This is a genomic window from Ruegeria sp. THAF33 (assembly GCF_009363615.1).
Classification (GTDB): domain Bacteria; phylum Pseudomonadota; class Alphaproteobacteria; order Rhodobacterales; family Rhodobacteraceae; genus Ruegeria.
In genome coordinates, this window is the sequence record NZ_CP045384.1 from 2,565,363 (window position 1) to 2,588,855 (window position 23,493).

Sequence of the window (23,493 nt, forward strand, 5' to 3'; positions counted from 1 at the left end):
TACTGCATTATGGGGGGCATCATGCAGCTGTTACTAAGTTGGATTCTATCCTTGGCGGTGGCTGCCATGCTGCCACCGAACACCGCACCTGCAAAACGTCTGGGGGTTACGCCGTCCGGTTCATTCGTTCTTCCAGAACGTCGAACGGCACGCCTGGTTCGTCTTTTGCGCCGCGGATAACAAGCGAAGTCTTGACGCTGGCCACGTTTGGCGTGGTCAGCAGTTCACCGGTCAGAAACTGCTGAAAACTGCTGAGATCGGGTGCGACGCATTTCAGGATGAAGTCCACCTCGCCGTTCAGCATGTGGCATTCACGGACAAGCGGCCATTCGCGGCAGCGTTCTTCGAACGCGCGCAGCTCGGTCTCGGCCTGACTGTCAAGACCGACCATGGCGAACACCTGCACCTCGAATCCCAACTCACGGGAATTCACCTCGGCGTGGTAACCGGTGATATAGCCGGATTCTTCCAGTGTGCGCACCCGGCGCAGACAGGGCGGCGCCGAAATTCCGACCCGTTTGGCAAGTTCCACATTGGTCATACGACCGTCTGCCTGTAGTTCCGCCAGAATTTTGCGGTCGATATCATCCAGCCGAGTCGTGACCATCAAATGCTCCTGATTATTGCGGTTCTTATATCAGCCCCCCACGCGCGCGCAATAATGTTTCGTACATGCGCAATTTTCTTTGTTTTCAATTCTCTCATTTCGCCCTCACACTGCGCACGGCGGCTTGAACGGCCTTGAACAGTAAAGGGCTTTAAGCCGGGTCTGTCGGTCGCTATATCGGGGCGACGGGCCAAGAGCCCAATTCAGGCAATTCGAGCGGAGTTACCATGGCCGACACACGACACACCAAGGTTCTGATCATCGGATCGGGGCCGGCAGGATACACTGCGGGCGTTTACGCAAGCCGCGCCATGCTGGAACCCATCCTGGTGCAGGGTATCGAGCCCGGCGGCCAGCTGACGACAACGACCGAGGTCGAGAACTGGCCCGGCGACACCGAGGTACAGGGCCCGGACCTGATGGTCCGGATGCAGGATCACGCCAAGGCCATGGGTTGCGAAGTGATCGGCGACATCATCAACGATCTGGACCTCAGCCAGCGCCCCTTCACCGCCAAGGGCGACAGCGGCACTACCTACACGGCGGACGCCGTCATTCTGGCGACCGGCGCGCGCGCCAAATGGCTGGGCCTGCCGTCGGAAGAAAAGTTCAAGGGCTTTGGCGTTTCAGCCTGCGCCACCTGCGACGGGTTCTTCTATCGCGGACAGGAAATCGTGGTGATCGGCGGCGGCAACACGGCCGTGGAAGAGGCCCTGTTCCTGACCAATTTCGCCAGCAAGGTGACTCTGATCCATCGCCGCGATGAGCTGCGCGCGGAAAAGATCCTGCAAGACCGGCTGATGAAGAACGACAAAATCGAGCCTCTGTGGTTCCACGAGTTGGACGAAGTGATCGGCACCGACGCGCCGCTGGGCGTCGAGGGCGTTCGCGTCAAGCATGTCAAAACCGGAGAGATCACTGAAATCCCCTGTAAAGGCGTGTTTGTTGCCATCGGCCACGCGCCCGCGAACGAGCTGGTCAAGGACACGCTTGAAACGCATATGGGTGGCTATGTCGTCACCAAACCGGGCAGCACGGAAACCTCGGTTCCGGGCGTGTTCGCAGCGGGCGATCTGACCGATCACGTCTATCGTCAGGCGGTCACAAGCGCCGGTATGGGCTGCATGGCGGCACTGGATGCCGAACGGTTCCTGGCGGAAAACGAATAACGCGCGTTCTGAATGTTGCAGGGCTGCCGTGGTGAATTCAGATCCGAAGGCCGTCAGCCTTTTCAGTACAGTGCCCCCGGGGTTTAAGGGGGCACTGCACAGCATACGCTGCTCTGCAATCACTGATCGGCAGCCGATGCCACCTGCCAATCCCTTGACCCCCAGCCGGCGGCGTATCAGGATTGCCGAGGGAAAAGCGAAAAACAGGTGAACATTTGAACAACGCTCTTTGGCGCGGCGGGTGGTCAACCCGACTCAGGATCGTCAGTGGTCTTGTGTTGTTTGTGTTCGCGTTCTTTCACTTCATAAATATTGGCTTGGGCCTATTTCACACGGATTACCTGCACGGGATGCAGGACGGTCGAAAGGCCGTCACCCGCCACGATGTCATGAGCGTGCTTCTCTATGCTGCCCTGTTCACGCATGCAGGTCTGGCCCTGACATCGATCGCGCAACGCAGAACCCTGCGCATGCCCTTCAGCACGGCGTTGCAGGTCGTTCTGGGCTTGCTGATTCCGCTGCAACTGATCTCGCACATCGTGCAGACGCGGGTCGCGCACGAAGTCTATGACGTCAATGACGAGATGGGATATATCATCATTTTGATGTGGCCCAGTATCGCCGTATGGATGCAAAGCGCCTTGTTGCTGATCGTTTGGATACACGGCTGCATCGGTTTGCATATGTGGTTGCGGCTGACCCGGTGGTGGTCGCGGGTCGTGCCCTATCTGATCGGCGTTGCGGTTTTCGTGCCATTATTCGCGTTGGCCGGATTGCTGACCGAAGGTCGACGCATATGGGCCGACTTTGCTGATGAATTCCTGCGCGAGCAATATATCGAGCACTACAATTGGCCATCGCCCGAAGCCTTCCAGACCCTGTTCAGTGTAAAAGATTATGGCCTTTTGATCTTCTGGCTGGCTCTGGGGGCGACGGGTCTGGTTTACATCGGGCGCAAACTGTGGCGGCGCAGGCATTCGGTGCGCGTGAATTACGCCAAAGGGCCCGAGGTGGTCGCGGAAAAAGGCATGACGTTACTTGAGATTTCGCAGGTGAACGGCGTGCCGCACGCCGCCTTGTGCGGTGGAAAGGGGCGCTGCACCACATGCCGTGTCATCGTAGAGGATGGCAGCGACGCCCTGCCGCCGCCCGGCGACGTCGAAGCACGCAGCCTTGCCGCTGTGGGCGCCTCGCCGCAGACGCGACTGGCCTGCCAGATACGCCCAACGGAACCCACCACTGTTTTTCGGGTTTTCAGGCCAGATGGCGGGCGCATACGCGGACATGCCAGCCAGGGTCAGGAACGTCAGTTGGCTGTTTTGTTTCTGGACATGCGCAGCTTTACCGCGCGCACGACCGGCCAATTGCCTTATGACATCGTGTTCCTGCTGAACCGGTTTTTCGATGCGGTCGTACCTGCCATCACCAAGGAAGGCGGTGTCGTGGACAAATATATGGGAGACGGGCTGCTTGCCGTTTTTGAAAAGCCGAAAGCGGCGGCGTCCGCCCGTGCCGGGTTGAAAGCCGCCATCGACATCAGTCACGCCCTTGATGAATTCAACGCACAGCTCGAGGCCGAAGGAAGCCCCGGCATTCGCATCGGGATGGGTCTGCATCTTGGGGATCTGGTGGTGGGTGAGATCGGAGCCGCGGGCCATGCGTCGAAAACCATAATCGGCGACGCCGTCAATGTCGCCAGCCGTCTGGAAAGCGAAACCAAGGCGCTGAAGGTCGAACTGCTGGTCTCGGAAGAGTTGCTGAAGGCCGCAGGTGTCGTCGTGCCCCAGAACGGCATCAGATTGTTCCAGCTGCGCGGCGTGTCTGAACCGATTCCCGCCCTGCCCGTCACCCGTGCGTCCACACTTGAGCAGAACGCCACAAAACAGGAACAGAAATTCTCTGCATGAACCAATAACCTCTGATCGCAAGGATCAGATCATCGATTTGACCCGTGAATTAGAAATTCCTTCCAATTCAAAAATATTCGGCGCATATCCTCCTTTGTTACATTCCCGCCTGTGGACTTCGCCTGTCAGTCGGTGCAAACGCCTCGAAACCGCCTGATATCCACTGGCAAATCAACACTGCGACAAGAGAATTCCAATGACGATGTTAAGCAATCTGGCCCCGATCCCCGAACTGTATGTGTCATACGATTCGGCGCAGAAACTGAAGGTGGAAGCGGCTGACCTGACCAGCTGGGATTTGAGCCCGCGTCAGATCTGCGACCTGGAACTTCTGATGAATGGCGGGTTCAACCCGCTCAAGGGATTTCTGAGCGAAGCGGATTACGACAATGTGGTCGAGAATATGCGCCTGGCCGATGGAACGCTTTGGCCAATGCCCATCACATTGGATGTCAGCGAAGACTTCGCGGATCAGATCGAACTTGGGCAGGATATCGCTCTGCGTGATCAGGAAGGCGTAATCTTGGGCACCATGACCGTGACCGACCGCTGGACTCCGGACAAGTCACGCGAGGCAGAGAAGGTCTTTGGTGCCGATGACGATGCCCACCCGGCAGTGAACTATCTGCACAACGTGGCCGGCAAGGTCTATCTGGGCGGACCGGTGGTCGGAATCCAACAACCCGTGCATTACGATTTTCGTGGGCGCCGCGACACCCCGAATGAATTGCGCGCCTATTTCCGCAAGCTGGGCTGGCGCCGCATCGTGGCCTTCCAGACCCGCAACCCGCTGCACCGCGCGCATCAGGAGCTGACCTTCCGCGCCGCCAAAGAGGCACAGGCCAACCTGCTGATCCACCCGGTCGTGGGCATGACCAAACCGGGCGACGTCGATCATTTTACCCGCGTGCGCTGTTACGAGGCGGTGCTGGACAAGTACCCCGCCTCGACCACCTCTATGAGCTTGTTGAACCTGGCCATGCGCATGGCTGGCCCGCGCGAGGCCGTCTGGCACGGCCTGATCCGCGCCAACCACGGCTGCACCCACTTCATCGTCGGCCGCGACCACGCAGGCCCCGGCAAGAACAGCAAGGGTGAGGATTTCTACGGCCCCTATGACGCGCAGGATCTGTTCCGACAGTTTCAGGACGAAATCGGCGTTGAAATGGTGGACTTCAAGCACATGGTCTATGTGCAGGAACGCGCCCAGTACGAACCGAATGACGAGATTCTCGACAAGGACAACGTCACGATCCTGAACATCTCGGGTACCGAACTGCGCCGCCGCCTGCGTGAAGGGCTGGAAATCCCCGAATGGTTCTCGTTCCCCGAAGTGGTCGAGGAACTGCGTCGCCGCTTCCCGCCGCGCTCCAAGCAGGGTTTCACCGTCTTCTTCACCGGCTTTTCGGGCTCGGGCAAGTCGACCATCGCAAACGCGCTGATGGTCAAGCTGATGGAGATGGGCGACCGCCCGGTGACGCTGCTGGATGGCGACATCGTGCGCAAGAATCTCAGCTCGGAACTGGGCTTCTCGAAGGAACACCGCGACCTGAACATCCGTCGCATCGGATATGTGGCGTCCGAGATCACCAAGAACGGCGGCATCGCCATCTGCGCCCCGATTGCGCCCTATGCCACCACACGCCGTGCCGTGCGGGAAGAGATCGAACAGTTCGGAGCCTTCTGCGAGGTGCATGTGGCCACCAGCATCGAGGAATGCGAACGCCGCGATCGCAAGGGTCTGTACAAGCTTGCGCGCGAGGGCAAGATCAAGGAGTTCACCGGCATCTCGGACCCTTACGATGTTCCGGAAAACCCCGAGCTGCGCGTCGAAACCGAAAATGTCGAGGTCGACAACTGCGCCCATCAGGTGCTGCTGAAACTGGAAAGCATGGGCCTGATCGCAGCAAACGGATAACGGTCTCATCAGACTTTGTTTGGCGGCCTCCGGTCATTCCGGGGGCCGTTCCTTTTTTTGGTCTTCGATTGACAATTGCCGCTGGTCCTGATGGTTTTCAGGACCTCAAGGCGGGTGTGAAACTGAGATGACGAACAGGTCTCCGACCATTGCCAGTTTCTGGTTTGGATCCGATCTGAGTTGGTTGGAGCAACTCTGCCTTCAGTCCTTTCTGGATCATGGCCACCGCTTCGTCCTGTATGTCGCGCACGAGGTAAAAGGCATTCCGGCAGGCGTCGAAACCCGCCCTGCCAGCGACGTTTTCTGGCCCCCGCCTTTTGTGGTCAAGGCCGAAGACAGACAGGGCGTTGCCGTCTTCTCGGATATTTTCCGGCTGCACCTGATGCGGCAAGGCGAGATGATCTGGGTCGATCTGGATGCCTATTGCGTACGGGCGTTTGAATTTTCGACGGATTTCGTGTTCGGTCGCTCCAGGCGGGGTGACTTCCCAACTGGTGTGCTGCGCCTGCCCACAAGATCGGCGACCCTGGAACAGATGCTGGAATTTGTCATGTCGTCTAACCCGTCCCAACCCTGGCGTGGACGCAGATTGCAGCGCCACAATCGGGAACGAACCGCCAGAGGGGAACGCTGGGGCATCGAAGCCCTGCCCTGGGCCAGTTCGGGGCCCAAAGCCTTTGGCCATTTCCTGCGCCAGACGGCAGAAGACCACCATGCCATGGCTGCCGAAACCTTTTATCCGCTGGCCCAGGAGGAATTGTGGAAGCTCCATGATCCGCGCATCGCGACGAACGAAATCGAAACCGAAGCCGTGCATTCGGTACACATCTACGGCCATCAGAAGAAACTGATGGCCAACCGGATGGCCGGGCTGCCGGTTTCAGGGTCATATCTGGACAGGTTGTGTAAACGACACGGGATCGAACCAAGTACGGCCCCGATTCTGCGGTTGGCCTGGATGTAGCCCGTGGCATCCGGCCAGGGTTTCGCGGGTCAGCCCTTGGTCGGCTCCCGCCTAGTTTATCGGCATTTCCGGAAGGTCGACCTGCCCGCGCATCAGGATATGCCCCTGACCAGAAACCTTGATGCCCGTCATCGCATCAGACGGGCCGACACGCGTGACGATGGCTTTCCCGGGGCGGCCCATATCGTGACCCTGCTGGGCGATGAAGCTTTCCTTTTGCATCAAGCCATGTTTCCACAAATAGGCGGCCATCGCACCGGTGGCAGACCCGGTAAACGGATCTTCGGGCGGGCTGGGCGGTGCTAAGAGAAGGCGTGAAAACGTATCCCCCTCATCGGTTGCCCCTTGCAGCGTGACAAGAAACGGCTCGGCCATGTCCGAGCCGGAATACCCCGCAGTTTCAGCCACTTTGCGCAACGGGCCTTCAACCAGTTGAGCGGCCCGCAAGGCCGCATGATCCCGCAGAACGGTGATGCAGAACGGTAAGCCGGTTGAAACCATTTGAGGCGGAGAAATGATGGCTTCCGGTGGCAGGCTGACCGCTTCCGCCACCAGTTCCGCTGGGACGCGCGTACCGAATTGCGGTGCGACCTGAGTCATTTCGATCTGATCCCCCTGCAAACGGATCGACACCAGGCCGGCACCGGTTTCCAGCGTCAGACGATCGCCCGAGATCATGCCGCGGGATCGCATCGCCGCGACGGTGGCGATAGTCGGATGCCCCGCAAAGGGAATTTCGCGGCTGGCCAGAAAGTAGCGGACGCGGATGTCGGCCACGTCGGACGGCCCGGTAAAGGTGCATTCGACCAGAGAGGTTTCGCGCACATAGGCCATGCAGACCTCTTGCGTCAGGCGCGCACCTTCATGGACGACGGCACATCCGTTGCCACCGAAGGCGCGATCACTGAAGGCGTCCACCCAGTCAAAGTCAAACCAGCCCATGATGCCACTCCTGCTTTAGCATTTGTGGCACGATCACTGCATAGGCAGAAAATGTCACGTCTTTTCAGCAGTGTTTCAGGCCGCCTAGTGAACCGCCACCGGAGACAGATCATGTTCGCGCGCCAGCACGAAGGCCAGCTTGCGGTCAGCGACCAGCGCCAGTTGCTGCCCGTCGGAATCGTGGACGGCGTAAAGCTGATCCAAATCGCCGGCCTGTTCACGAACTTCCCGAGGCAATTCAGATACTTCAACCGTTTTGACATAGACAATACGGTTGCCCTGGGTGTTGATTTCAATCGGTGTATTCATTGCTCTTACCCCTTCCGTATGTTGATCGTCTGAACCACAGTTTCCGGCACGGCGCGGGTCAGATCCACATGCAGCAGACCGTTTTCCATGATCGCCTCGCCCACTTCGACGCCATCGGCCAGCACGAACATGCGCTGGAACTGACGCGCCGCAATGCCGCGATGCAGGAAGATGCGCCCCTCGCTGTCGTCGCGCTGACGGCCCCGGATCACCAACTGGCGATCCTCGATCGTGATTGACAGATCCTCTTCGGCAAACCCGGCCACCGCAAGAGTGATGCGATAGGAAAAATCCGAGGTCTGTTCGATGTTATAGGGCGGGTATCCCTCATTTCCGGCCTTTGCAGACCGTTCCAGAAGGCGTTCCAACTGCTCGAACCCCAAAAGATGCGGGTATGAGCCAAGAGTAAGTTTCGACACGTATTTTCGTCCTTCTTTGTAAAAGCGACGTGGTGTGCGGCCCCGTTCTGGCAACCGCCTGCAATAGAATATGGGAAGAAACCAGGATGTCCACAAGGTCTGGCGCGATAACGTCTGACACACTATCTTGTTGGCCAAGCACCACAACCAACTCGAGTCGCCAATGAACGCGCCTACCGATCTTTCGATGAAAACAGATGAAGTATTGCGTGTTGAGCTTGAGGTTTTCCGCCGACAGCACCGCGATCTGGATGAGGCGATTCAGGCATTGCATGACAAGGGAACGGCCGATCAACTGACCTTGCGGCGCCTGAAAAAAGAGAAACTGCGCCTGAAAGACATCATCCGCCTGATCGAAGACCGCCTGACGCCCGATATCATCGCCTGAACGCCCTGTACCGCATTGCCAGCCAACCGGATTTGGCTATAGTGCGCGCTCTTTCTGAGCGCGGGGACGTATGCGGATGAGCGATGTGAAAGTGGGGATCATCATGGGCAGCCAGTCGGACTGGCCAACGATGAAGGAAGCCGCGGATATTCTGGACGAACTGGGCGTCGCCTACGAAGCGCGCATCGTATCGGCTCACCGCACGCCGGACCGGCTGTGGGATTATGGCAAAACCGCTGTTTCGCGTGGGTTGCAGGTGATCATTGCAGGTGCAGGTGGGGCTGCGCATCTTCCGGGCATGATGGCGTCGAAAACGCGGGTGCCTGTGATTGGCGTCCCGGTGCAGACCCGAGCCTTGTCGGGCGTGGATTCGCTGTATTCCATCGTGCAGATGCCCAAGGGATTTCCGGTGGCGACTATGGCGATCGGGTCCGCCGGCGGGGCCAATGCCGGCCTGATGGCGGCGGGCATTCTTGCATTGCAGGATGATGCTTTGGCCGAAAGGCTGGACAGCTGGCGTGACGCGTTGTCAGCCTCGATCCCCCAGGAACCGCAGGGATGAACCGGATCGGCTTTATCGGAACCGGCCATATCGCCGCGCCGATTGCGCGGCTGATGGCCGCCAAGGGGCACCAGATCAGCGTGACCGAGCGCAACGCCAAGGTTTCAGCCGCATTGAAGGCGGAACTGGGCGTAACCGTAGCTGCGCCTCAGGCCGTGATTGACACCTCGGACATCGTGTTCCTGTGCCTGCGCCCGCATATCGCGGCCGAGGTTCTGGACCCGCTGACATTCCGCGCCGATCAGCAGATCGTGTCGGTCATGGCGGCGGTTTCGGCCGAGCACCTGGCCGCGCTTTGCGCCCCGGCGTCGGATTTCGTGCAGACCATCCCGCTGGGCTTTCTGGAAACCGGCGGCTGCCCGATGGCGGCTTTTGGCAATGATCGCCTGCTGGCGGATCTGTTTGAACCGGAGAACCCCGTGGTCAAGGTTGCGGATGAAGCCGCGCTGAACGCGCATTTCGCCATTTGTGCCATGGTTCCCGGCATTCTGGACCTGATGGCCACCGGTGCCGAATGGCTGGGTGACGCAACCGGTGATGCGGACGGGGCCGAGTTCTATACAACGCAGTTGATGGCGGGTTTTCTGGCCTCGATGGAAAAAGGCGCCGCCGGACGGTTGGCACAGGAGCGTGACGCCCTGGCGACAGAGGGCACGCTGAGCCTGCAAATGACGGACGCCCTGAAAGACGGGGGCGCGCACGAGGCGCTGCGGTCCGCGCTTGGGGCAATAGGCAAACGTTTGGAGAGTTGAAGATGGCGGAAATGCTTGCCCAAGGTGCAGTGATCGGGATTCTGGGGGGCGGTCAGCTGGGCCGGATGCTGTCCGTGGCAGCCGCCAGGCTGGGTTTTGTCAGCCATATCTACGAACCGGGTGCGAACCCGCCCGCCGGGCAGGTTGCGGATCGCGTCACCACTGCGGCCTATGACGATGCAGATGCGCTGAAAGCCTTTGCCGATGCGGTCGATGTCGTCACCTATGAGTTCGAGAACATCCCGACCGAAGCGCTGGACATTCTGGAAGCGCACCGCCCGATCCGCCCCGGGCGCGAGGCCTTGCGGGTCAGCCAGGACAGGTTGACCGAGAAGACATTTCTGCAAGAGCTGGGTCTGAAGACGGCCCCGTTTGCGGATATCGCCGACCTGAACAGCCTGAATGCGGCGATCGAACAGATCGGGACACCCGCCATCCTGAAAACCCGTCGCTTTGGCTATGACGGCAAGGGGCAGGCCCGGCTGCGCAGCCCCGAGGACGCCGAGGCCGCTTTGGCCGATATGGCCGGGGCACCAGCCATTCTGGAAGGGTTCGTGGAATTCTCGCACGAGGTGTCGATCATCGCGGCCCGTGGTCTGGACGGTCAGGTCGCCTGTTTCGATCCGGGTGAGAATGAGCACCGCGATGGCATCCTGCGCACCACCACCATCCCCGCCCGCCTGTCCCCGGCCCAGCGCACAGATGCAATCCTGCTGGCGGCGAACATCCTGAACGCTCTCGAATATGTCGGCGTGATGGGCGTTGAGCTGTTCGTGACGCCCGGTGGCCTGATCGTGAATGAAATCGCTCCGCGGGTTCACAATTCGGGGCACTGGACGCAGAACGGCTGTGCTGTCGATCAGTTCGAACAGCATATCCGCGCCGTGGCGGGGTGGCCTTTGGGGGACGGGCAGCGCCATTCCGACGTCGTGATGGAGAACCTGATCGGCGACGACATGGACCGTGTACCCGAGCTGGCCCGCGAGCGGGATGTGGCGCTGCATCTCTATGGCAAGGCCGAGGTAAAGGCCGGGCGCAAGATGGGGCATTTCAACCGCATCAAACGTTGAGGGTGTCGCGGCGAGAGTATTTTGGAAAAGATGAAGGTTTTGCGGGGCCTATCCCAGAAACCGGGCGGCGATGTCGCCTGACATGTAACTGACGCGCCCACCGGCCAGGGCGGCCGCAACGCGATGGGTGTCCGCATCCAGGATGACCAGATCCGCGCGTTTTCCCGGCGCGAGCGTGCCCCTGTCCTGCATGTCCAGCACCCGCGCGGGGCCGGACGAGACCAGCGCCCAGGCACCGGCCAGATCCAGCAGACCGGTTTTGGCCAGCATCAACGCTGCGCGGCGCGGGCTGGGATAGTGATAATCCGAGGCCAACGCATCACAGAGCCCCATGGCGATCAGTTCGACGGCGCTTGCGTTCCCCTTGTGTGATCCGCCCCGCACAACGTTGGGAGAGCCGAGGATAACGTGATCCCCGGCGGAACGCGCGGCTTCGGCGGCTTCAAGCGTTTCGGGGAATTCGGCAATGCGCACGCCCCGGTCGCGCCACCATGCCCTTGTCTCGGCGGTCGCGTCATCATGGCTGCCCAAACGCACCCCCATTGAGACAAGTTCGGCGCTGAGTGCTTCGACGGTAGCGGGAACCTCGTTCCTGCGGGCATGCATATTGAGCAGCATCTCAAAATGCGCATCCGGATTGCGTCCGGCCTTCAACGCCTGCCCGGTCAGGCGCGGCGGCTTTTTGCCCTGCGCCAAACGATCATGCGGTAGGTGATCATTGAACACCACATAGGGCACCTGCCATTCGGCGATGCGATGGGCCAGACCCTGGTAATCCTCCAGCATGTTGGTCTCGAACCGCAATTGCGGGATCAGATCCGTGACGGTGCTGTTCTTGACCGCAGCGATGGCCTGAAACACCTGCGCGGCAAACTCGGGGCCACGCACGCCACCTTCCCAGCTGTAGAATTGGGCCAGAACGGCGGTGGTGATACCATTGGCGGCCAGTTCGGCTTCGGCTGCCAGTATGCCTTCGCTCATTTGCTTCATTGCGCCCCGGCGCGGGGCGATGTGGCGTTCGAACCCGTCCCCGTGCAGATCGACGATACCGGGCAGGACAAGATAACCGGTCAGGTCAACCTTGCGCCCGGTCCGATCTTGCTGAATGACGCCCTCCGCCATCGAGAGATCGCAGCGTGACAGACCATCCTCCGGCAACAGAACCTCTGCACCGGTCAAAGTCAGATCCAGAGAGGTCATCGTGTGGGCTCCGAGTCAGGTTCCGAGCAATCCTGCCCGATGCAGATCTCGTCGATTATCTCCATCACGCCGTCCAGCCAGGTGATCTGCCGATCGAATTGGCCAAATTCGATGAAATGCAGCGCCTGTGCCATAACCCGCGGGTTGTTCATCATGAACGTGTGGGTCACCGGTAGAACAAGATGATCCTTCATCCCTTCGACCTTGGTGGTTTCAACCGAAACCTTACCGTCATCCGGCCCGTCGATCAGCGATGAAAACAGCGGGTTGAGCGAATTCTCACCCGCGATCACCCCCAGCTCAAAATCCACCGGCGGCAGGCGGCGCGGAATGCCTTCGGGACCTGTGCCCAATTGCAGGCCCGCCGGGCCGTTCAGATACCCGAACACTTCCCATGCGCTCAGCTCATCGACCAACTGGCTGCCCTGATTGGGCGGGCCGAGCATGACGACACGACCCAGGTTTTCGGACCGATGGTCCTTGAGCCAATAGCGCAACAGGATACCGCCCATGGAATGCGCAACGACATTGGCTTTGTCATCACCACATGCCTCAAGCGCGTCCGGTATGGTTTGCCTTGCCAGTTCCGGAATACCGATTTCGGTCGATGGATACCCGTGGCGCACAACGGTATAGTCATGCGCCTTGAACAGCTGCTCCATCACGGTGAACGAGGCCTCGGTGCGCGCGAGACCATGCAGAAGGATCACGCATTTCGCACTGGCTGCGGCAGGAGCGAGGCAGAAGAGCAAGGCAATCAAAAGTTTCATAACCGCCAGATAAAGCCTATCAGCCCTTGATAAAAGCCCTAGCCCCGGTGACGTCGCAGCACGGCCAGCGCGATACCGCCCAAAACAAGCGTGGCGCCGATGATCAGCCGCACTCCGGCAATCTCGCCCAGAAAGGCGACACCGCCGAAAATTGCGATCACTGGCACGCTGAGTTGAACGACAGCCGCCACGGACGGGGCCAGTTGAGGCAAAACACGGTACCACAAAGCATAACCAAGCCCGGATGTTACCGCGCCGGACAGGACGGCCAGCAGATACCCCGCCCCGCTCATCTGCCAGGCGCTGCCGCCGGCAAGCATCGCCAGGGCAGTCACCGGCAAAGCGACGATGAAATTGGCGGCCGTTCCCTCCAGCGGGTTTGTTTCTGATCGGCCCGCTATAGAGTAAAGGGCCCAACCAATACCGGCGGCGGCCATCAGAGCCGCGCCAGCCAAGTCGACTTGAACGGCGCCAGTCGGCCACAGCACATAGGCAAGACCTGCAAGCGCAACCCCTGCCCCCGCCACCTGCCGGGCGGTCGGAGTCGCGCCCGTCAATGCGCCCACAGAAAACATCGTAATTTGCACCACGCCGAACAGAATCAATGCACCCAAGCCTGCATCCAGCGTCAGGTAGGCGATTGAAAATCCGATCATGTAGAGCGTCAACGACCCCGCGCCAATGATCCGCCTTCGATTGCGCAGCGGAAGGCGCCCTCCGCGTGCCAGCACAAGAGCGGCCAGGACCACGGCCCCCGCCAAAACCCGAACGATGGCAAATCCGGTTGGATCGCTGGCTCCGCTGTCGATGGCCAGCCGGTTCAGAATGGAGTTCGCCGCAAAGGCACACATGGTCAGGGCGGTGAGCAAAAACAATCTCATGCCATCCGCATAGCCGTTCGGGCGGGATTTGCACACTCACTTTCGCGAAGGTTGTGGGAACAGACATCCGGCGCCGGACAAAGCAGCGTCTAAACACGCCTTGAAAACAGAACTGTCAACACAAAACGGGGCCGCCCGAAGGCGACCCCTTTCTCAAGCTCCAAGGCTCCCCCCTCGGCAGCTTGGCGATACCGCCAAGCGCCTGTCGGGTCGCCAGAATTCGCCAGAGGCGAATTCGGCGTGCTTACATCATGCCGCCCATGCCGCCCATGTCGGGCATGCCGCCGGCAGGTGCCGCGCCTTCCTTGGCAGGCTTGTCGGCAACCATTGCTTCGGTGGTAACCAGCAGGCCAGCAACCGATGCAGCGTCTTCCAGAGCAGTCCGAACCACTTTGGCCGGGTCAATCACACCGAACGAGAACATGTCGCCATATTCTTCGGTCTGCGCGTTGAAGCCGAACGCTGCGTCCGACGACTCACGGACCTTGCCGGCCACAACCGCGCCGTCGACACCTGCGTTCTCGGCGATCTGGCGCAGCGGCGCTTCGATTGCCTTGCGAACGATGTTGATACCTGCGTCCTGATCGGCGTTTGCACCTTTCAGAGCTTCCAGTGCTTTACCGGCCTGGACCAGAGCAACACCACCGCCCACAACAACGCCTTCCTGAACGGCAGCGCGTGTTGCGTTCAGAGCATCGTCAACACGGTCCTTACGCTCTTTCACTTCGACTTCGGTCATGCCGCCGACGCGAATAACGGCAACACCGCCAGCCAGTTTGGCAACGCGCTCTTGCAACTTCTCACGGTCGTAGTCGCTGGTGGTTTCTTCGATCTGAGTGCGGATCTGAGCAACACGTGCTTCGATCTCGGCTTTCTCGCCAGCACCATCGACGATGGTGGTTTCGTCTTTGGTGATTTCGATTTTCTTGGCGGTGCCCAGCATGTCCATGGTGACGGACTCGAGCTTCATGCCCAGATCTTCGCTGATAACCTGACCGCCGGTCAGGATTGCGATGTCCTGCAACATGGCCTTACGGCGATCGCCGAAGCCAGGTGCTTTGACAGCAGCAATTTTCAGGCCGCCGCGCAGTTTGTTGACAACCAGAGTTGCCAGCGCTTCGCCTTCAACGTCTTCCGCGATGATCAGCAGCGGCTTTTGCGACTGGATCACTTGTTCCAGCAGCGGAACCATCGGCTGCAGCGACGAGAGTTTCTTCTCGTGCAGCAGGATCATGCAGTCGTCGAGTTCTGCAATCATCTTGTCTGCGTTGGTGACGAAGTAAGGCGACAGGTAGCCGCGGTCGAACTGCATACCTTCGACAACGTCGGTCTCGGTTTCCAGACCTTTGTTTTCTTCGACGGTGATGACACCTTCGTTGCCAACCTTCTGCATCGCGTCTGCGATCTGCTGACCGATTTCGGCTTCGCCGTTGGCCGAGATGGTGCCAACCTGGGCAACTTCTGCCGAGTCTTTGACTTCGCGCGAGGCTTCTTTGATGCCTTCAACAACCTTGGCGGTTGCCAGGTCGATGCCGCGCTTCAGGTCCATCGGGTTCAGGCCAGCTGCAACCTGCTTCAGGCCTTCCTTTACGATCGCCTGTGCCAGAACGGTTGCGGTGGTGGTGCCGTCGCCGGCTTCGTCATTGGTGCGGCTGGCGACTTCTTTCACCATCTGCGCGCCCATGTTTTCGAACTTGTCTTCCAGTTCGATTTCCTTGGCAACCGAAACACCGTCCTTGGTGATGCGCGGCGCGCCGAAGGACTTGTCCAGAACCACGTTGCGGCCTTTGGGGCCCAGGGTCACTTTAACCGCGTCGGCCAGGATGTTCACACCCTTCAGCATACGGTTTCGGGCATCGGTGTCGAATTTGACGTCCTTTGCAGCCATGTCGTTTCTCCTTGAGAAATAAGTTTGAAATGAAGATCAGAGAAAGCGCGCGGGCTTACTCGATGATCCCCATGATGTCGCTTTCTTTCATCATCAGCAGCTCTTCGCCGTTGACGTTGACCTCGGTGCCCGACCATTTGCCGAACAGGATCTTGTCCCCAGCTTTGACAGCCATTGCGATCAGTTCGCCGCTGTCCTTGCGCGCGCCTTCGCCGGTTGCGACGACTTCGCCTTCGCTCGGCTTTTCTTTTGCGCTGTCAGGGATGATCAGGCCGCCTGCGGTTTTCTCTTCGCTCTCTACGCGGCGAACCAGCACACGGTCATGAAGCGGTTTCAATGCCATCTTTGCAGCTCCTTGGGCTCAAAGTTTATCTATCCTCCCCCCGCCTTCCGACGAGGCGTTAGCACTCGGGGTGTGTGAGTGATAACGACGCATAGCTAGGGAGTCTAAAAGTCCGAGTCAACAATTTGTGAGAGATTTTTTTTGCAAAATGGATCAGTCAGCCTGTTCCCAGCTATAGGCCCAATGCTTCAACCCTTCTGCGCCCTCTGACGTAAGCCCATAGATGCCTTTTTCAACCTTCTCGAACCACCCGTAGTGGTTTTCCCACATAAGCCGGGTGGCGACCGGGACCGCGACCGATCTGGCGACGTCCGCCCCCTTGGACGGGCCATTCTCGGCCAGATAGGCCGCACATTTCAGCGCATCCTGCCGATACGCCGTCACGATACCATGGCGCGTCGCGCCTCCGGCGTTCGGGTCGCCTTGCAGCCGGTCGAATTCGCGCAGCAACCGTGCGGCCCTGGCTTTGTTCTTACGGGGCGCGTAGGGGCCGGGATCGCACTGAACCTCGACCGTGCCATCAGCCCGCACGGTGATAAGGCCCAGGCCAAGCCTACGACACAGTGCCAGATTATCCTTGAGCGCCCGCCGGGCCGTTCGGCCCGTGGGTTTGCAGACGGCAACATAAACCAGATCAGTGAGTTTCAGCCGAGTGATCGCCTGATGAAACAGGGCCAGCGTGAACCGCAGTTTCAGTTCGACAATCACCGGCGCATCCCCATCGCGCACCGCAACGATGTCGGCTGCGCCGACTTCACCTTTGACGGTGTATCCCTGACGCTCCAGCAGCGCCTTGACCGGGGGATAGAGATCCTGCTCGCGGTTCATGCGGCCATGCTACGCAGATTGCCGGAGAATACCAGACGGGCGGCTTGAACATCGGCAGGTGGCGTGGCTAAGTCTGGGTTCAACTTCTTGACACCATTCAGGCTGGCCCCATGCGTTTGCTCACTTTTCTTGCGTTCCTTCTGTTTCCGATCTCGGCTCAGGCCGCATGCGAGGGGGTGGACCTGCGCCCGCAACTGCCCGAGGAAACCCGGACCAAATTGCAAAGTGCAGTGGCCCAGATCGCTTATCCCGAAGGCAATCACTGGATTGCACGCAAGGGCGACACGGTTTTGCACATCATCGGCACGTTGCATAGTTACGACCCGCGCATGGAAGACGTGATTGACCGCCTGTCGCCCGAACTCAGCAAAGCGGACGCCTTTTATTTCGAAGTCACTCAAGACGACATGGACGCCTTCGAAAAAACCATGGCCAACGACCTGAGTGCGGTGATGATTACCTCGGGCCCTACGTTGATCGATCTGATGGCAGAAGACGACTGGGATGCGCTGTCCGCAGCCCTGGCCCAGCGCGGCATCCCCGGCTGGATGGCTGCGAAGATGCGTCCGTGGTTCCTGACCATGATGCTGAGCATTCCGCCCTGCATGATCGAAGACCCGAATTCAACTTATGGAATGGACGCCCGCCTGAACGATCTGGCCGTTGAAAAAGGTGTTCCGCAGCACTCGCTGGAACGAATCGAAGACCTGATGGCCATGTTCGACAGTTATCCGCTCGAGAAACAGGTCGAGTCGCTTGTGCGCCTGTCCGGGGCGATGCAGGGCAATGCAGACCAATTGGCCACCATGGCCAACGCGTATCTGGAAGAAAAGCACGCCGAGATCATACAGCTTGCCCGCCTACAGGGGCTTGAGCAGTCGGGCCTGAGCCCCGAAGCCTTTGATGCGGAATGGCAAAATTTCGAGCAGCAGTTGCTGGTGCAGCGAAATGCCAACTGGATGGCGCAGATTCTGGACATCAGGGATCAGACAGTTGTGATTGCGGTCGGCGCGGGACACCTGAGCGATGATTACGGCCTGCTGAACCAACTGGAAGAAGCCGGATACGTTCTGACACGCGCCGAATTCTGAACGGACCCAGCGGTTTTCAGACCAAGCGTCGCAGACAGTGCTCAGCGGCGTGACAACGGCTTTTAGCCGCCCTATAAGGCGCGCAAATTTCCATTCCGCAGGACACTGACATGACGACGCTAGTATTTGGCCACAAATCCCCCGACACAGATTCCACAGGTTCGCCGATCCTGTGGTCGTGGTACCTGAACGAGGTCAAGGGTGAGCAGACCGAACCCGTGCTGCTGGGTGAACCCAACACCGAAGCAACATTCATGCTGGAAAACTGGGACCTGCCCAAGCCGCGGATCCTTGAGGACCTGCCTGCGGAAACCCCGGTGGTTATCGTCGACACCAACAACCCCGCCGAACTGCCGGCCAACATCAACGACGCGGATATCCGCGCCATCATCGACCATCACAAGCTGGTCGGTGGCCTGGAAACCAAAGGCCCGATCGACATCACCGTGCGCCCCCTGGCCTGCACCGCCACCATCATGGTTGATCTGATGGGCGAAGATGCGGCCAAGATGCCCGACGCAATCAAGGGCGCCGCGCTTACCTGCATTCTGTCGGATACTCTGGAATTCCGCTCTCCGACCACCACAGCGCATGACCGCGAGGTTGCAGAACGTCTGGCGGCTGAGCTCGAGCTGGACATTTCGGCATATGCGGCAGACATGTTCGCGGCGAAATCGGATGTCTCGTCCTTTTCGGACGCCGAGTTGATCCGCATGGACAGTAAAGAATACGAGGTCGACGGCACCAAATTCCGGGTCTCGGTTCTGGAAACCACCGCCCCCGGCGTCGTTCTGGACCGCAAGACCAGCCTGGCGGACTCGATGGTGGACGTTGCCAAGGAAGACGGCGTCGATCAGGTGCTGCTGTTCGTGGTTGATATCCTGAACGAAGAGGCCACGCTGCTGGTCCCCAATGATCTGGTCAAAACCGTGGCCGAGAAGAGCTTTGGCGCAACCGTGGACGGGGACGCCGTCGTTCTGCCCGGTATCATGAGCCGCAAAAAGCAGATCATTCCGAACCTGAAGGTCTGATCCTCAAACGACCCAAATCTGAAGGCGTCCAATTCGGGCGCCTTTTTCTTTGCTGACAGCCATTTGCGGACGCGTTGTCGGTTGTTAGTCTGACCGGGGGTCCAAAGCCTATCCCAGGTCAGGTAAATGCAATGGTCGTACGAAAACTGAGCACCACCCGCAGCATCCTTCTTTTTGAAGGTGCCGACAAGGCGGCGTATTGGCGACGCTTTGCAATGCTGCTGACGCTGTCGGTCGTGATTGCCACCATGGGGTTGCTGCGCAACTCCGGCGCCGTCGTGATCGCGGCCATGCTTGTGGCGCCGCTGATGACCCCGATCCTCGGGGTGGCCGCCGCGATGGTCATGGGATGGCTGAAACGCGCGGTGACGCTGGCGCTTACGGTCTGTCTGGCTGCCATTGTCTGTGTGATGATGGCATGGTTTCTGGTCTATGTCGCAGATGTTCCCCGTGGCATTTTGATCCCCGATCAGGTCCTGGCGCGCACCGATCCCGGCACCGAAGACCTGATCGTCGCGCTCGCTGCCGGTGTGGCCGGGGCCTATGTTCAGATCAACAAATCCGAATTGAGCCTTCTACCCGGCGCGGCCATCGGTGTTTCGCTTGTTCCCCCGCTGTCGGCCTCGGGCATTCTTTTATATTTTGACGAACCCGCCGAGGCCTATGAGGCAGGGCTGCTTTTCGCAACGAACCTTGGCGCGATCATTCTGTCAGCCTGCGCGGTTTATCTTGTCTATGCCGCGCGGTCCGTGGTTTTCAGCAAGGGAAAGCGCAAGCTGAACTTCACCGCCAGCGTCTTTGTCGCGATCGCGTTTCTGGTCGTCGTCGTCCTGCAACTTGGGAAGTCCACCTACAACCGTTATCTGGAGACGCGCACCGAGGCGCAACTGGCCGATGCCATTCGCGAATGGGCCGATCCGGTTTCCGTGGAAATCATCCGCATCGACGTCAACGCTCAGCGCAAGCGGGCCGAGGTTTGGCTGATCGTCGATCTGCCGGCCGAAGCGCAGTTCAAGGTTTCTTCCATTGCCGGTTTGTTGCCACCCAAGCTGCGTGAGACCCCTCTGGTCGGGGTGCTGGAGGAGGAGCTTGGACCCGGATACCTGGCCATTATCCGGTATCAGCCGCGTATCGGGGCCCAGATCATCCTGGGAACGGAAAACGTTCAGCAGGCCCCGGACGTCACTGAAATTACCGAAGACGAGTAGCAGTTTCACCCATTCCTTCGCGCAAACGGGAATGCGGGATGGTGTTCGGTCCCAAGCTTTGCCATAGCTGTCGCCAGCGCGATATCAGACCCAGAGGCCCCCATGACCCAGATCGTTTCCTCGCTTTCCGAGATCTCGGACCGTTACAAAGCACTGTTCGTCGACCTTTGGGGCTGTGTTCACAACGGCATCACGGCCTACCCCGAAGCCGTCGAAGCGTTGAAGGCCTATCGCGCCAAGGGTGGCCTTGTGGTTTTGGTCACGAACTCTCCCAAACCCCGCGCCGGGGTGGCAGAGCAACTCGTGCAATTCAACGTCCCCGCCGACGCGTATGACACCATCGCCACCAGCGGGGATTCCGCGCGATCTGCGATGTTCCGGGGTGCTGTGGGGCACAAGGTTTACTTTATGGGCGAGTGGCAGCGCGATGCGGGCTTTTTCGAACCGCTGAAACTGCTGGATCACCCCATCCATATCGAGCGTGTGCCGCTGAAGGAAGCCGAGGGTATTGTCTGCTGCGGCCCGTTCGACCCGATGGCCGACCCGGATGTGAACCGGCCGGATTTCCTTTACGCCAAGCAGATGGGGATGAAACTGCTTTGTGCGAACCCTGACATTGTCGTGGACCGCGGCGAGGTGCGCGAATGGTGTGCCGGTGCTTTGGCCAGGCTGTACACCGAAATGGGCGGCGAGAGCCTGTATTTCGGCAAACCGCATCCCCCGATCTATGATCTGGCCCGTCGCAGGTTGCAGGAACTGGGGTACGATATCCCCGACAGTGACATTCTGGTGATCGGCGACGGCCCCCACACGGACATTCTAGGCGGCATGGGAGAGGGCATTGATTCTCTGTTCATCTCGGGCGGATTGGCCGCGGCAGAAACAAAAACGTCGCATCATCCGCACCACGAATCCTTAACCGCCTATATTGAAAGGGAAAAGATCAATCCAACCTACACGATCGGGCGCTTGAGGTAGCAAGAAAAGACTTGATTTTCTGCAACTGCGAAGTAATAAAGTTGCCAACCTTGGCCAAATGATGGTTTTTTCTTTCACGGCCGACTTCGAGTGAGGGCAACATGTTGGACAATCTTCCGCGCGGAACGATCTGTATCGAAGACATCGAAATGGGCATGTCCCGCCACCTGCGCAAAGTGGTGACGGATGAAGATATCGAAATGTTCGCGCAGGTCTCGACCGACCGGAATCCGGTGCATCTGGACGACGACTATGCCCGCGATACGATCTTCGAAGGCCGTATTGCCCACGGAATGCTGACGGCGGGTCTGATCTCGGCCGTGATTGGTGAACAACTGCCGGGTCATGGTACTGTTTACATGGGGCAGTCACTGAAGTTCCTGGCGCCTGTGCGTCCGGGTGACATGGTCTATGCCGAGGTGAAGGTGATCGACATCGATTTTGCCAAGCGCCGCGTCAAGCTGGACTGCCATTGTTCGGTCGAGGGCAAGAAGGTCCTGATCGGCGAAGCCATGGTGCTTGCCCCGTCGCGCAAGTTCGACTGACTGGCAAACACAGTTTTGCAAAAGGCGCCGGACCGGCGCCTTTTTTGTTTGGGCGCTCAATTGCACACAAGGTCGTCAGGAAGAACGAGTTCGTTTTCGCCCTTTCAGCGCACCTGATTCCAGAATGATTTCCGACACCACGTGTTCACGCCTGTAGGCCATCACATGAACCCCGGAAACACCGGCGATGTCCCGGATCTGCTGGATCAGTTCGATACAGATCTTCTTGCCCTCTTCCGCGGGCTTTTCGGCCTTTTCCATCCGCTCGATGACATGATCCGGGATGTGAATTCCGGGCACATTGCTGCGCATCCAGCGTGCCGCGCGCGCCGAAGCGATGGGGCCCACACCGGCAATGATGAATACTTTTTCGTCCAGACCGGCATCCCGAACCCGATCCATGAACCTTTCAAAGAGCGGAATGTCGTAGATATAGTTGGTCTGAATAAACTCGGCCCCCGCCTCGACCTTCTTTGCAAGGCGTTCCGGGCGCCAATCATAAGGTGGAATACAGGGGTTTTCCGCCGCACCCAAAAACAGTTGAGGGGGGCGCGTGATCTTGCGGCCGGAAAGAAACTTTCCCTGATCGCGCATCGTTCGGATCGTCCGCAGCAAGGTCAGGGAATCAAAGTCGAACACCGGCTTTGCGCCCGGTTGATCCCCAACCCCGACACCGTCGCCCGTCAGGCACAGCACGTTGCTGACGCCCAGCGCCGCAGCCCCCAGAACATCCCCCTGAATGGCGATCCGGTTCCGGTCTCGGCAGGAAATCTGATAGACCGGAGAATACCCCGCGCGGGTCAACAACGCACAGATCCCTATCGAAGACATGTGGCAGTTGGCACCAGACGCATCGGTTGCATTGATCGCATCCGCCACTTCACCCAGCGGCTGCGCCGCCTGAAAAACATCCTCGGGGTCAGCGCTGTCTGGCGGGTTCAGTTCAGCGGTCACCGCAAAGCGGCCCGAACGCAGAACTCTTTCCAATCGACTGTGCGAGACATAGCCTTCGGGAACAGGCACATAGCCGATCGGCTCGACCTCGCTGCGATGGGCATCATTCATTTCTTCAGCTCCCGGTTCACCGCGTTGGGGGGTTCAGCAGCCAGAGGTGCCGCAGAGGGTTCGTTTTCGCGCGCCTCCGGGAACGCCTGCGCAAGCGTTTCGCGGGCAGCGTCCCGGGCCTCGCGTTCCTGTGCGGCGATCTCGCGGCTGACCCGCAGCCAGGATGATGATCCCTTCAACGTGTGTTCCAAAGGCGGAAGAACCTCTTTTATCTTGTCGCCCCCATGTTGCATGCGGCTGGCCCCGTCCCAGGCCAAAGCCCAGACGCATTTCATATCGGGCTTCACCTCGCAGAACTCACCGGGGCGTACGCCGCCGCATGGGCCGTTGCGCAGTTGCTTGGGGCAGTTCATCGGGCAAGACATACCCGTCGAAGACAAAACGCATTGTCCGCACATCTTGCAATCAAACAAAAGACTTTTGACGCCTTTTTCGACCAGCGCTATGGGGCGTTCAACGCGGTTGTAGCCGATCCTTGCAAAGACCGGATCCATCGCGACCATGCCCCGTTCGACACATTTGTAAATCCACTCGAACGCACGGGCGTTGCGAATCGCGAACAGTCGCAATCGATACATGGTCTGCCTCCTGTGCTGGGTTCATTTGAACCTGGCCGGGCCATCGTCCGCCCCCGAGCGTGTTCCGAGGGCCGGAAACT

The 23,493-nt window shown here is 59.4% G+C and carries 25 protein-coding genes; 13 read left to right on the forward strand and 12 right to left on the reverse strand.

Translation table 11 applies throughout. From position 1 onward, the window contains the following. Nucleotides 1–106: 106 nt before the first annotated feature. Nucleotides 107–607, reverse strand: coding sequence for an Lrp/AsnC family transcriptional regulator (locus FIU92_RS12795; RefSeq protein ID WP_152458979.1), 501 nt, complete (start codon nt 605–607; stop codon nt 107–109). Between the two features lie 227 nt (nt 608–834). Here FIU92_RS12795 and trxB point away from each other — a divergent pair, with 227 nt between their 5' ends. The 4 genes from trxB (at nt 835) to FIU92_RS12815 (ending at nt 6,565) form a co-directional block, all read left to right on the forward strand. Continuing rightward, nucleotides 835–1,776, forward strand: a complete 942-nt coding sequence (gene trxB, locus FIU92_RS12800) for a thioredoxin-disulfide reductase (RefSeq protein ID WP_152458980.1) — start codon at nt 835–837, stop codon at nt 1,774–1,776. Nucleotides 1,777–1,991: 215 nt separating this feature from the next. Beyond that, on the forward strand, nt 1,992–3,683 hold the full coding sequence (locus FIU92_RS12805; protein ID WP_152458981.1) for an adenylate/guanylate cyclase domain-containing protein: 1,692 nt from the start codon (nt 1,992–1,994) through the stop codon (nt 3,681–3,683). Between the two features lie 196 nt (nt 3,684–3,879). Continuing rightward, nucleotides 3,880–5,601, forward strand: a complete 1,722-nt coding sequence (locus FIU92_RS12810) for a bifunctional sulfate adenylyltransferase/adenylylsulfate kinase (protein WP_152458982.1) — start codon at nt 3,880–3,882, stop codon at nt 5,599–5,601. Between the two features lie 127 nt (nt 5,602–5,728). Further along, the gene (locus FIU92_RS12815) at nt 5,729–6,565 is read left to right on the forward strand and encodes a hypothetical protein (RefSeq protein WP_152458983.1); all 837 of its coding nucleotides are present in this window, start codon (nt 5,729–5,731) and stop codon (nt 6,563–6,565) included. A gap of 51 nt (nt 6,566–6,616) precedes the next feature. Here the strand turns inward: FIU92_RS12815 and FIU92_RS12820 are convergent, their stop codons facing one another. The 3 genes from FIU92_RS12820 to FIU92_RS12830 form a co-directional block, all read right to left on the reverse strand. After that, entirely contained in the window at nt 6,617–7,507 is an 891-nt protein-coding gene (locus FIU92_RS12820) for a PhzF family phenazine biosynthesis protein (RefSeq protein ID WP_152458984.1), read from the reverse strand. 84 nt (nt 7,508–7,591) lie between these two features. Further along, the gene (locus FIU92_RS12825) at nt 7,592–7,816 is read right to left on the reverse strand and encodes a DUF1150 family protein (protein WP_152458985.1); all 225 of its coding nucleotides are present in this window, start codon (nt 7,814–7,816) and stop codon (nt 7,592–7,594) included. Nucleotides 7,817–7,821: 5 nt separating this feature from the next. Further along, on the reverse strand, nt 7,822–8,235 hold the full coding sequence (locus tag FIU92_RS12830; protein WP_058275530.1) for an Hsp20 family protein: 414 nt from the start codon (nt 8,233–8,235) through the stop codon (nt 7,822–7,824). Nucleotides 8,236–8,398: 163 nt separating this feature from the next. Between FIU92_RS12830 and FIU92_RS12835 the strand changes: the two genes are divergently transcribed. The 4 genes from FIU92_RS12835 to FIU92_RS12850 all read left to right on the forward strand — a co-directional run bounded on the left by FIU92_RS12835 (nt 8,399) and on the right by FIU92_RS12850 (nt 11,007). Further along, nucleotides 8,399–8,623 carry a YdcH family protein gene (locus FIU92_RS12835; RefSeq protein ID WP_152458986.1) on the forward strand — a complete coding sequence of 75 codons (225 nt, stop codon included), beginning with the start codon at nt 8,399–8,401 and terminating at the stop codon, nt 8,621–8,623. Between the two features lie 76 nt (nt 8,624–8,699). Beyond that, nucleotides 8,700–9,185: a 5-(carboxyamino)imidazole ribonucleotide mutase gene (purE, locus tag FIU92_RS12840; RefSeq protein WP_152458987.1), complete on the forward strand. Its 486-nt coding sequence runs from the start codon at nt 8,700–8,702 to the stop codon at nt 9,183–9,185. After that, nucleotides 9,182–9,937 carry an NAD(P)-binding domain-containing protein gene (locus FIU92_RS12845; protein ID WP_152458988.1) on the forward strand — a complete coding sequence of 252 codons (756 nt, stop codon included), beginning with the start codon at nt 9,182–9,184 and terminating at the stop codon, nt 9,935–9,937. Before purE ends, FIU92_RS12845 begins: the two co-directional genes overlap by 4 nt. 2 nt (nt 9,938–9,939) lie before the next feature. Further along, entirely contained in the window at nt 9,940–11,007 is a 1,068-nt protein-coding gene (locus FIU92_RS12850) for a 5-(carboxyamino)imidazole ribonucleotide synthase (protein ID WP_152458989.1), read from the forward strand. Nucleotides 11,008–11,055: 48 nt separating this feature from the next. On the opposite strand, the gene FIU92_RS12855 is transcribed toward FIU92_RS12850, so the two are convergent. The 6 genes from FIU92_RS12855 to FIU92_RS12880 all read right to left on the reverse strand — a co-directional run bounded on the left by FIU92_RS12855 (nt 11,056) and on the right by FIU92_RS12880 (nt 16,917). Continuing rightward, nucleotides 11,056–12,207, reverse strand: a complete 1,152-nt coding sequence (locus FIU92_RS12855; RefSeq protein WP_152458990.1) for an alpha-D-ribose 1-methylphosphonate 5-triphosphate diphosphatase — start codon at nt 12,205–12,207, stop codon at nt 11,056–11,058. Then, a complete protein-coding gene (locus FIU92_RS12860) occupies nt 12,204–12,977 on the reverse strand; it encodes an alpha/beta fold hydrolase (protein ID WP_152458991.1) in 774 nt (257 codons plus the stop codon). Before FIU92_RS12860 ends, FIU92_RS12855 begins: the two co-directional genes overlap by 4 nt. Nucleotides 12,978–13,015: 38 nt before the next feature. Further along, nucleotides 13,016–13,858: a DMT family transporter gene (locus FIU92_RS12865; RefSeq protein WP_152458992.1), complete on the reverse strand. Its 843-nt coding sequence runs from the start codon at nt 13,856–13,858 to the stop codon at nt 13,016–13,018. Between the two features lie 244 nt (nt 13,859–14,102). Beyond that, nucleotides 14,103–15,746 (reverse strand): chaperonin GroEL, encoded by a 1,644-nt coding sequence (gene groL / locus FIU92_RS12870; protein ID WP_152458993.1) that lies wholly within the window; start codon nt 15,744–15,746, stop codon nt 14,103–14,105. Between the two features lie 55 nt (nt 15,747–15,801). Further along, entirely contained in the window at nt 15,802–16,089 is a 288-nt protein-coding gene (gene groES, locus FIU92_RS12875; RefSeq protein ID WP_152458994.1) for a co-chaperone GroES, read from the reverse strand. Between the two features lie 153 nt (nt 16,090–16,242). Beyond that, entirely contained in the window at nt 16,243–16,917 is a 675-nt protein-coding gene (locus FIU92_RS12880) for a DUF2161 domain-containing phosphodiesterase (protein ID WP_152458995.1), read from the reverse strand. A gap of 110 nt (nt 16,918–17,027) precedes the next feature. Between FIU92_RS12880 and FIU92_RS12885 the strand changes: the two genes are divergently transcribed. The 5 genes from FIU92_RS12885 to FIU92_RS12905 all read left to right on the forward strand — a co-directional run bounded on the left by FIU92_RS12885 (nt 17,028) and on the right by FIU92_RS12905 (nt 21,770). Next, on the forward strand, nt 17,028–18,008 hold the full coding sequence (locus FIU92_RS12885; RefSeq protein ID WP_152458996.1) for a TraB/GumN family protein: 981 nt from the start codon (nt 17,028–17,030) through the stop codon (nt 18,006–18,008). A gap of 110 nt (nt 18,009–18,118) precedes the next feature. After that, nucleotides 18,119–19,039 (forward strand): manganese-dependent inorganic pyrophosphatase, encoded by a 921-nt coding sequence (locus tag FIU92_RS12890; protein ID WP_152458997.1) that lies wholly within the window; start codon nt 18,119–18,121, stop codon nt 19,037–19,039. Between the two features lie 131 nt (nt 19,040–19,170). After that, nucleotides 19,171–20,247 carry a DUF389 domain-containing protein gene (locus FIU92_RS12895; protein WP_152458998.1) on the forward strand — a complete coding sequence of 359 codons (1,077 nt, stop codon included), beginning with the start codon at nt 19,171–19,173 and terminating at the stop codon, nt 20,245–20,247. A gap of 102 nt (nt 20,248–20,349) precedes the next feature. Then, a complete protein-coding gene (locus tag FIU92_RS12900) occupies nt 20,350–21,225 on the forward strand; it encodes a TIGR01459 family HAD-type hydrolase (RefSeq protein WP_152458999.1) in 876 nt (291 codons plus the stop codon). A gap of 101 nt (nt 21,226–21,326) precedes the next feature. Then, a complete protein-coding gene (locus FIU92_RS12905) occupies nt 21,327–21,770 on the forward strand; it encodes a MaoC family dehydratase (protein WP_117872517.1) in 444 nt (147 codons plus the stop codon). Between the two features lie 75 nt (nt 21,771–21,845). Here the strand turns inward: FIU92_RS12905 and FIU92_RS12910 are convergent, their stop codons facing one another. After that, nucleotides 21,846–22,835, reverse strand: coding sequence for a methylenetetrahydrofolate reductase (locus FIU92_RS12910; protein WP_152459000.1), 990 nt, complete (start codon nt 22,833–22,835; stop codon nt 21,846–21,848). Beyond that, on the reverse strand, nt 22,832–23,413 hold the full coding sequence (locus tag FIU92_RS12915; RefSeq protein WP_152459001.1) for a methylenetetrahydrofolate reductase C-terminal domain-containing protein: 582 nt from the start codon (nt 23,411–23,413) through the stop codon (nt 22,832–22,834). The genes FIU92_RS12910 and FIU92_RS12915 overlap by 4 nt, the downstream gene beginning before the upstream one ends. Between the last annotated feature and the right edge of the window lie 80 nt (nt 23,414–23,493).

Coding starts and splice junctions, on each gene's coding strand:
- FIU92_RS12885 (WP_152458996.1), top strand. CDS start 17,028: ATGCGTTTGCTCACTTTTCTTGCGTTCCTTCTGTTTCCGATCTCGGCT.
- trxB (WP_152458980.1), top strand. CDS start 835: ATGGCCGACACACGACACACCAAGGTTCTGATCATCGGATCGGGGCCG.
- purE (WP_152458987.1), top strand. CDS start 8,700: ATGAGCGATGTGAAAGTGGGGATCATCATGGGCAGCCAGTCGGACTGG.
- FIU92_RS12835 (WP_152458986.1), top strand. CDS start 8,399: ATGAACGCGCCTACCGATCTTTCGATGAAAACAGATGAAGTATTGCGT.
- FIU92_RS12850 (WP_152458989.1), top strand. CDS start 9,940: ATGGCGGAAATGCTTGCCCAAGGTGCAGTGATCGGGATTCTGGGGGGC.
- FIU92_RS12900 (WP_152458999.1), top strand. CDS start 20,350: ATGACCCAGATCGTTTCCTCGCTTTCCGAGATCTCGGACCGTTACAAA.
- FIU92_RS12845 (WP_152458988.1), top strand. CDS start 9,182: ATGAACCGGATCGGCTTTATCGGAACCGGCCATATCGCCGCGCCGATT.
- FIU92_RS12795 (WP_152458979.1), bottom strand. CDS start 607: ATGGTCACGACTCGGCTGGATGATATCGACCGCAAAATTCTGGCGGAA.
- FIU92_RS12890 (WP_152458997.1), top strand. CDS start 18,119: ATGACGACGCTAGTATTTGGCCACAAATCCCCCGACACAGATTCCACA.
- FIU92_RS12820 (WP_152458984.1), bottom strand. CDS start 7,507: ATGGGCTGGTTTGACTTTGACTGGGTGGACGCCTTCAGTGATCGCGCC.
- FIU92_RS12905 (WP_117872517.1), top strand. CDS start 21,327: ATGTTGGACAATCTTCCGCGCGGAACGATCTGTATCGAAGACATCGAA.
- FIU92_RS12815 (WP_152458983.1), top strand. CDS start 5,729: ATGACGAACAGGTCTCCGACCATTGCCAGTTTCTGGTTTGGATCCGAT.
- FIU92_RS12825 (WP_152458985.1), bottom strand. CDS start 7,816: ATGAATACACCGATTGAAATCAACACCCAGGGCAACCGTATTGTCTAT.
- groL (WP_152458993.1), bottom strand. CDS start 15,746: ATGGCTGCAAAGGACGTCAAATTCGACACCGATGCCCGAAACCGTATG.
- FIU92_RS12915 (WP_152459001.1), bottom strand. CDS start 23,413: ATGTATCGATTGCGACTGTTCGCGATTCGCAACGCCCGTGCGTTCGAG.
- FIU92_RS12865 (WP_152458992.1), bottom strand. CDS start 13,858: ATGAGATTGTTTTTGCTCACCGCCCTGACCATGTGTGCCTTTGCGGCG.
- FIU92_RS12855 (WP_152458990.1), bottom strand. CDS start 12,207: ATGACCTCTCTGGATCTGACTTTGACCGGTGCAGAGGTTCTGTTGCCG.
- FIU92_RS12895 (WP_152458998.1), top strand. CDS start 19,171: ATGGTCGTACGAAAACTGAGCACCACCCGCAGCATCCTTCTTTTTGAA.
- FIU92_RS12910 (WP_152459000.1), bottom strand. CDS start 22,835: ATGAATGATGCCCATCGCAGCGAGGTCGAGCCGATCGGCTATGTGCCT.
- groES (WP_152458994.1), bottom strand. CDS start 16,089: ATGGCATTGAAACCGCTTCATGACCGTGTGCTGGTTCGCCGCGTAGAG.
- FIU92_RS12860 (WP_152458991.1), bottom strand. CDS start 12,977: ATGAAACTTTTGATTGCCTTGCTCTTCTGCCTCGCTCCTGCCGCAGCC.
- FIU92_RS12810 (WP_152458982.1), top strand. CDS start 3,880: ATGACGATGTTAAGCAATCTGGCCCCGATCCCCGAACTGTATGTGTCA.
- FIU92_RS12880 (WP_152458995.1), bottom strand. CDS start 16,917: ATGAACCGCGAGCAGGATCTCTATCCCCCGGTCAAGGCGCTGCTGGAG.